This is a genomic window from Sporosarcina sp. P26b (genome assembly GCF_002743245.1).
GTDB lineage: Bacteria > Bacillota > Bacilli > Bacillales_A > Planococcaceae > Sporosarcina > Sporosarcina ureae_C.
The window spans coordinates 58967-67209 of sequence record NZ_PDYW01000010.1 but is presented as its reverse complement, the minus strand read 5'-3'; the positions used below and the strand labels follow the sequence as shown (position 1 = coordinate 67209).

The following is an 8243-nucleotide window of genomic DNA, read 5'->3' as shown; positions in this document are numbered from 1 at the left end:
TTGCCCACGTGTTACTCACCCGTCCGCCGCTAACTGAAGGAAGCAAGCTTCCAACAGTTCGCTCGACTTGCATGTATTAGGCATGCCGCCAGCGTTCGTCCTGAGCCAGGATCAAACTCTCCATAATACTGACCGTCGATTCGCAGCGAATTGCGTCGTCAGTTTCACTCGCTTAGTCGGTCACGTACCTAAGTACGCTCCCTTCTTCGCTCGATCACTTCCTAGCACTTCACTACAACTCAACGCTCAGCGGCATGAAAATTCGATTAGCTCGAGTTTCATTTGCTGGCATCAATTAAGATACTCATTTTGTTTATGTCACTGGCATGCCAGGCACAAACTGTATTTCGTTAACGTTTTGCTGTTCAGTTTTCAAGGTTCGTGTTGCAGTCGCGTTCTTGACTGTTCTATTACTATATCAGGCACTATTTGAACTGTCAACAACTTTAAACATGTTTTTTCAATTTCTTTTTATTTATTATTGAAATCAATGGTTTCAGAGTTTCGAAAGCAGTTGAATAAATAGATAAAACCGCTCCCCTATTGAGTTTGGGAGCGGTTCATTATTATTTGATATAAATGAAATACAAAATGAAAATCACAAATAACCCGTACATAATCGGATGGATCTCTTTTCGTCTGCCGCTTACTAGCATAGTAATTGGATAGAAAACGAAGCCGATCGCGATTCCTGTTGCGATACTATACGTCAACGGCATAGCGATAATCGTAAAGAATGCAGGCACCGCAATTTCAAAACGTGTCCATTCAATATTACCCAATGTCGATACCATCAACACCCCTACGATAATTAAAGCAGGAGCCGTAACTGCAGGCGTGATGACCAGTAGTAAAGGAGAGAAGAATAAGGCTAGCAAGAACAATAAGGCCGTTACAATAGAAGCAAACCCTGTTCTAGCACCTGCTGCGACTCCCGCAGTTGATTCAATATAAGAAGTAGTTGTGGATGTACCCATTATTGCTCCCGTTACTGTCGCCAATGAATCTGCAAGCAATGCATTACCAGCACGTGGAAGACGATCTTCCTTCATCAGACCTGCTTGCGTAGCTACTGCAACTAGCGTTCCTGCAGTATCAAAGAAGTCTACGAAAAGGAATGTGATGACAATAACAAGGAATTGTGTTGTCATCAATGAACCTGGATCATTGATGATTGCGTCGAATGCAGCGCCGAATGTCGGAGCGACCGATGGGATTTTATCTACTACTTTGTGCGGAATGTCTATTAGACTGACCGCCATACCTAAAACAGTTGTCATAATCATACCGTAGAAAATAGCACCTTTGATTTTCCGCACCATCATTATGATCGTGATTACTAACCCGAAGATTGTTAATAAGGTTGGACCAGCTGTTAAATCACCCAAGCCTACCAACGTGTTTTCATCCCCTACAATGATATTTGCATTTTGCAGACCAAGGAACGTAATGAATAAACCTATACCTGCCCCTACCGCAAATTTCAGTTGTGCGGGTATGGCATTGATGATCATCTCGCGTAAACCAGTTAATGAGAGAACGATAAAGATTAATCCGGAGAACAATACGCCAGTCAATCCCGTTTGCCAAGGAATACCATACGTCAATACTACTGTGAAAGCGAAGAATGCATTCAATCCCATTCCCGGCGCCAACCCAATCGGATACCTGGCAATTAAGCCCATAAATAAAGTTCCGACAGCAGCCGCAAGTGCCGTTGCAACGAACACGGCGCCTTTATCCATTCGCATGGAATCAGGTAGGTCGGGTACAACGTCTAAAGATAACATGATCGGATTAACCGCTAAAATATATGCCATGGCTAAAAATGTAGTAATTCCACCGATGATTTCACGACGATAGTTAGTGCCTAGTTTCTCAAACTCAAAATATTTTTTCATGGTGACCTTCCTTACTCTTATTGTGTAAAAAGAGGCATGCGAAATGGATTCGCATGCCTCTTTATTAATTCAAATAGAAAGAACTCTTCTATATATTGAATCGTAGTCGAAACATTTACGGTGTTTCGGTAGAGACTTCTAGGCCATATTCCCAGCGTTATACGATCATATTCTGTTGTTTATCTTATTCCCACTCAATAGTGCCCGGTGGTTTTGCTGTAATGTCATACACTACGCGATTGACTTGGTCAACTTCTGCTGTAATTCGTGTACTGATTTTAGCCAGCACATCAAATGGGATACGAGCCCAGTCAGCTGTCATACCGTCTACAGAATGAACTGCTCTGATTCCGATTGCATAGTCGTACGAACGCTGTTCATTGCGAACACCCACACTACGGATATTCGGTAATACCGCGAAGTACTGCCAGATTGAACGATCTAGGCCAGCTATTGCAATTTCTTCACGCAAAATATAGTCTGCATCGCGAACAATATTGAGCTTATCTTCTGTAATCTCACCAAGTACACGAACTCCAAGTCCTGGACCAGGGAAAGGTTGACGATTAACGATTTCTTCAGGCAAACCAAGCTCTGCTCCAACTGCACGTACTTCATCTTTAAATAATGCACGTAATGGTTCGATTAACTCGAAGTCCATATCTTCAGGCAAACCGCCCACATTATGGTGAGATTTAATAGTTGCTGAAGTTGCAGTACCACTTTCGATAATATCTGCATAGATCGTACCTTGTGCTAAATACTTGATGCCATCCAATTTAGCGGATTCTTCGTCGAATACGTAAATGAATTCATTGCCGATAATTTTACGTTTTTGTTCAGGCTCTGTAATACCTTCAAGCTTCTTCAAGAAACGTTCACGCGCATCCACTTTAATAAAGTTCATGCTGAACTGTTCACTGAAGGTCTTAACGACACTTTCAACTTCGCCTTTACGAAGCAAACCATGATCAACAAAAATACATGTCAATTGATCACCGATTGCACGGTCGATCAGAGCAGCTACTACTGAAGAATCTACGCCGCCACTTAGCGCACAAAGTACTTTACGATCGCCAACCGTTGAACGGATTTTTTCTATTTCAATTTCAATGAAACGATCCATCGTCCAATCGCCCGATGCTTTACAAATTTCAAAAACAAAATTACGTAGGAAATCTTTGCCGTTCTCTGAACGGTGATCTTCTGGATGGAATTGAATCGCATAAACTTGCTGATCATCATTTGAAATTGCTGCAATATTACCAGCAGTGTCTTTTGCAGATGCAATGAAGCCTTCAGGCAATTCCACAACGTTAGAGCTGTGACTTACCCAAACATTTTGTTGCTCTGTTAAACCAGCAAACAATGCAGATGCAGTTTCCACTGTTAACGTCTCTTCTTTATTTTCGCTATTTGTACTCTTTTCTACAGTACCGCCAAAATGATTGACAATTAACTGTGTTCCGTAGCTGATACCCAGCACAGGAATGCCCAATGTGAATATTGCCGGATCGATATCATACGCTTGCTCGTCTCCAACAGATGCTGCACCGCCTGAAAGCACGATACCGACTGGATTCATTTCTTTGATTTCTTCAATAGTTGTTGTATGTGCGTGCAACTCACTATACACACCAAATTCACGAATTGTACGCGTGAAGAGCTGATTATATTTACTGCCGTAATCGAGAACTACAATTTTTTCTTGTCCAGCTAATACAGGAGCGTTTGACAACTGATCCACCTCTTCCAATTTTTTAGTACCATTTCATGACTCAACTACAAAAGACGCGTGAGAAAGTCAACTTTCCACGCGTCTCTTCTATCAAAGAATACAGGTACTACTATTCGATGATAGCTGACGTTCGTTAGTGCAAGATATGTCGAGAGCATTTCTTGCATCATCCGCTACATATTTTACGCATATTTTGTTGAAAAATCAATATGTAGTGCTAATAATTAAATCTTCCCACACTTCATTTAACTTATCCCACTCTTGTGACTTCCAATCATTCCCGTAAATTCCACTTTCATATGCATTAGTTAAGACTTTCATTCGATTTCCACCAAATCGTTCATCTATAAGTACGGCATAATTTGAGAGTGTCATTGCGGTATCTTTTGGTGCGCCGATACGAGCTAATTGTTGCAACAACTGTGTATATTGCTGTTCAAACTTCTCGCGACCGTTTGGCTGCTTTCTAAGCTGTTGTACACGCCATTTCGGTAACCAATTGCTTCTTCGGCTATACAGTACGATACTTGCAATAATAATTAACGCGAGTAGCAGTGCATAAAGCCACCACTGAGAGAACCACCACGTAAGCTTCTGTTTAAACGCATCAAATAACGGGGATTTATTAATCTTCTTTGGAGCAACTTTCTCTTTTTCCACTTCTGGTTTTATAGGCTGTTTGATCTCCTCTTCTTCCGGATCAACACTTGGAATATCAAATTCAATATCTGTCGGATGTGTAAACCCTAATGTCGGCTCAAATGGCATCCAGCCGATTTCAGGAATATAGGCTTCCACCCAGGAATGCGCCTCATCATTTGTTACGCGATAGACATTTTCCCCTGATGCTTCAATCGCCACCTTACCAGGTGCAAACCCTTTTACCCAGCGTGTTGGTATGCCTGCCGACCGAAGCATGACTGCCATAGACGTTGAAAAATTATCACAATAACCTTTTTTTGTATCAAATAAAAATTGATCCACATAATCTTGGTCATCATCTGGCACAGGAACATTTTGCGTATCATAAACAAAACCATTCTTTTTAAAATACTGCTCAACAGCCTTCACTTTGTCGTAGACAGCAGTTTCGTTTTTCGTGATTGATAACGCAAGTTCTTTGACTCGATCAGGGAAACTCTCTGGAAGTTGGACGAAATGACTCATGTCTTCCGCTACCGTCTCATAGTTCACCATTTCGGGTTCTTGTAATTCAGACATGACATATTCCGGTTGTGTAAACTCCAATTCATACTGATTTACTTTCTCTTGAAGTCCCATCAGTAGATACAATCGGTTTGCAGCAACTTCATGCATTAGATGTAACCCTTCTGGTGAAGAAACCTTGTTGGTTCCATACGGGGTAGCCAAAAACGGGAGTGGTTCCGCAAATAACAACATGGCTTTTGACATTTCACTTTTCTCCGGGAGATCAACCAGATCTTCACCTGTAAATAATAGTTCTTTATTGTTTTCTTGGACTTGCTCCCAACCCTTTGACGTATATGTATCTTTCGTTTCGATACGCCAATACTGTCGTTCATCTACGGTTGCTTCAAACACTAATTGATGATCTTGAACGAACGCGCCACCTAGCTGCGAATCGTCAGGGTCATACCCTGCGCTTGCTAGCCCTTTGTCGGAATCATTATCTTCTACTCCACTTAACGATAATAAGTACGGTACAGGATCAGGCCAAGCAGGAGGATGTACTGGTGCATTTTTTGAAAGCAACCCAACAGACACAACAATCAGTAATACCGGCAATGAAAGGAGAAGTAGTCGTTTCGGACGAAGTGACAACGCTCCATCATCCGACAATTTAATCAATGTTAGGTACCCTATGATTAATAAGCCCACAATCATAATTCTGACAATCGAGGAAGTTGCATCATATGGAGTGAACGTATCCAAGATGGAGACAAAAACTACCGTAAAACCGAAAAACATCATCATACTACGTCGAACTTCAATCCAGTGACGAAGTAAATAAGCTATCATCCAAACTAGCGTAAACAATAATAACGTACGAAATAAATTCGATAATTCACCAAGATCTCCTTGGATCAGAAATAGGATGTTCCGCTGTACGTCTGCTACTATTTCGCCTGTCGTCTGTATAGATATCCATAATCGATCAAAATACATATAATGTATAGCCCATAACACATAAAAGATCTGAACCGCGCCACTGATCCACCATGGCAGTCGAAGTAATGCCAATGTGAAAAAAAGCACCAAATAGATAATGAATAAAGAAGGATGTCCAAAATCAGTTAAATCCATAATGGGAATAAACCATTCCCATAGCAATACGGTGCTGAGTGCGTACAAAAAAATAAGCACTTTCCAATCCAATGTTTGTTTCTTCATAGAGTCACCGCCTTATTTAAAGCCGACGAACGATTTGACGGATAGATTAATTTCACAGTAATACCAAGCGTTTTCACTTGCTTAACAATAGGTTCTAGTGTTTTCGCAGCCTTTTCATCTGCCATCATGACAAAGCAAGTTATTGTGGAAGCCTTACGCGTATGCGTCAACAGATTACGAATGAACTCCATGCGAAGATTACCTGTAATAAGCAACAAGGCACCTTCAGATATGGTTTTCTCTACCGGTAACTTAATCTTTTGTATGCCTTCAGATTGAATTTTGGCAAGGTGCACTAAAGCTTGCCGTGTCTGATCGGCGGATTGTATTAATGGAAAAACTTTCGGATGATCACTAGCTGTCATCATGGTCAGCTTGGATTGATTCTGTCTGGCGGATGCAACAATTGATGCAGCAAACTCCACCGCATCTTCAAATGTTTCGGATGTTCCACAATCCAGTACCAATGTATATTGTTCGGATCGCTGTTCGTCAAATTCCTTCGTCATTAATTTCGAAGTACGTGCAAACGACTTCCAATGAATCCAAGACATTCGATCACCTGGCGCATATTCCCTGACGCTCGATGATGTAGTGGCCTCCTTTGCCAGCATATACGCGGAAAGTTGCTGACCACCACTCGTCCCATTCGATCCTGATTCATAGACGATCGTTGTTATACTTGGATAGACCAAAAAAATATCTCGAACGGTAAACACTTTTCTTTTTTGAATCCAATTAAAAAAATCCACTACTTCTATTGTCACTTCCGGCAAAGTATATTCTCCACGTTGAACATTCTTAAGCAAATAGGTGTACTCATACGTCTTTCGAAATCCTAGAAGCGTGATGTTCCGTTCTACTTTTTCGCGTTTAGCGTGCACTCGTTTATCCATAAGAACAACATAAAGTAAAGGGAAGAGTAGTTTCCTTTTTAGAACTACCCGAATGGATACTTGTCCATTTCTCGTAACATGGTGTTGATCGATATGTCGTGCAATAGTTATATCACGTAACGGATAGAAGAAGAGAAGCACGGAGTACGTTACGAAAGGTATTAGCGTGTAGAAAACAAACCAGCTAACGAAACTCCCTTGAAATTTCGCAAAGGCATACGCAGCCGCACCAATGACAATAACACCTGCGAAGCGTCCGAATGATTGCAACTGCTTCATAAAGAAGCCGACCTGCGCATGACCGGAACTTCTAGACGATCAAGAATACGGCTAATGATTGCCTCTGCATCAATTCCTTCGTATTTTGCTTCAGGGCGAAGTATCATTCGATGGATAAATGCGTACGTCACTAAATATTGCACATCGTCCGGCAACACGAACGTCCGTCCTTTTATGAATGCATAGGCCTGACATGCTTTCATTAGTGCCATCGAGCCACGTGGACTCACGCCTAATGAAACTGATTCATGCTGACGAGTGGCATCTGCACAATCCACAATATAAGAAACAATCGTATCGTCTACCGCAACTTCTCGCACATGATGTTGTAATTCAAGTAATTCATCCACTGTTAGAATAGCCTCGATCTCGTCGATTGGCGTTTGCCTTTCTGCTCTTTTTAATAATTCTATCTCTTGTTGCTTCGTCGGATAACCCATCTTTAATTTGAAAATAAAGCGATCTAACTGAGCTTCTGGCAGAGGGTATGTTCCCTCATATTCAATAGGATTTTGTGTCGCCATAACGAAAAATGGTTTCGGTAATTGAATAGTCGTTCCATCTACTGTAATCGAAGCTTCTTCCATTCCTTCTAACAACGCAGCTTGTGTTTTCGGTGATGTCCGATTAATTTCATCCGCCAATATAATGTTTCCTATTAAAGGTCCTGGACGAAATTCGAATTGCATTGTCTGAGGATTGTAAATAGATACGCCCGAAACATCCGACGGCAATAAATCCGGTGTGAATTGAATCCGCTTAAACTGTGCGCCAATTGAGGTAGCCAGCGCTCTTACTAGCATCGTCTTACCGACACCCGGCACATCTTCCAATAACACATGCCCCCCTGCGAGTAAGGCGGTCAAACTTAATTCTGCAATATCCCTTTTTCCCACAATAACTTTTTCTACGTTGTTCAATACCCGTTCGATCCATTGTGCATGCATAGTTGTTCTCCCCCGTCACGAACTGAATCCGCCTTTTATATGTGACTATCATACCTGAAACACATAACTCCGACAAACAGAAAAACTGCCGACCCTTTGTCTTTAAAAA

The 8243-nt window shown here is 41.5% G+C and carries 5 protein-coding genes, 1 rRNA gene and 1 riboswitch; all 6 genes read right to left on the bottom strand.

The window, feature by feature from the left end; genetic code table 11:
- Positions 1–127, bottom strand: a 16S ribosomal RNA gene (locus tag CSV69_RS10785); the annotation flags it as partial.
- 439 nt (positions 128–566) lie between these two features.
- A complete protein-coding gene (locus CSV69_RS10780) occupies positions 567–1901 on the bottom strand; it encodes an NCS2 family permease (protein WP_085427167.1) in 1335 nt (444 codons plus the stop codon).
- A gap of 83 nt (positions 1902–1984) precedes the next feature.
- A riboswitch (purine riboswitch) is annotated at positions 1985–2086 on the bottom strand.
- The gene (gene guaA / locus CSV69_RS10775; RefSeq protein ID WP_099693403.1) at positions 2086–3639 is read right to left on the bottom strand and encodes a glutamine-hydrolyzing GMP synthase; all 1554 of its coding nucleotides are present in this window, start codon (positions 3637–3639) and stop codon (positions 2086–2088) included. Its footprint overlaps the riboswitch before it by 1 nt.
- A gap of 204 nt (positions 3640–3843) precedes the next feature.
- A complete protein-coding gene (locus tag CSV69_RS10770; protein WP_099693402.1) occupies positions 3844–6012 on the bottom strand; it encodes a transglutaminase-like domain-containing protein in 2169 nt (722 codons plus the stop codon).
- Positions 6009–7187, bottom strand: coding sequence for a DUF58 domain-containing protein (locus CSV69_RS10765; protein WP_099693401.1), 1179 nt, complete (start codon positions 7185–7187; stop codon positions 6009–6011). Before CSV69_RS10765 ends, CSV69_RS10770 begins: the two co-directional genes overlap by 4 nt.
- Positions 7184–8134: an AAA family ATPase gene (locus tag CSV69_RS10760; protein ID WP_099625541.1), complete on the bottom strand. Its 951-nt coding sequence runs from the start codon at positions 8132–8134 to the stop codon at positions 7184–7186. Before CSV69_RS10760 ends, CSV69_RS10765 begins: the two co-directional genes overlap by 4 nt.
- Between the last annotated feature and the right edge of the window lie 109 nt (positions 8135–8243).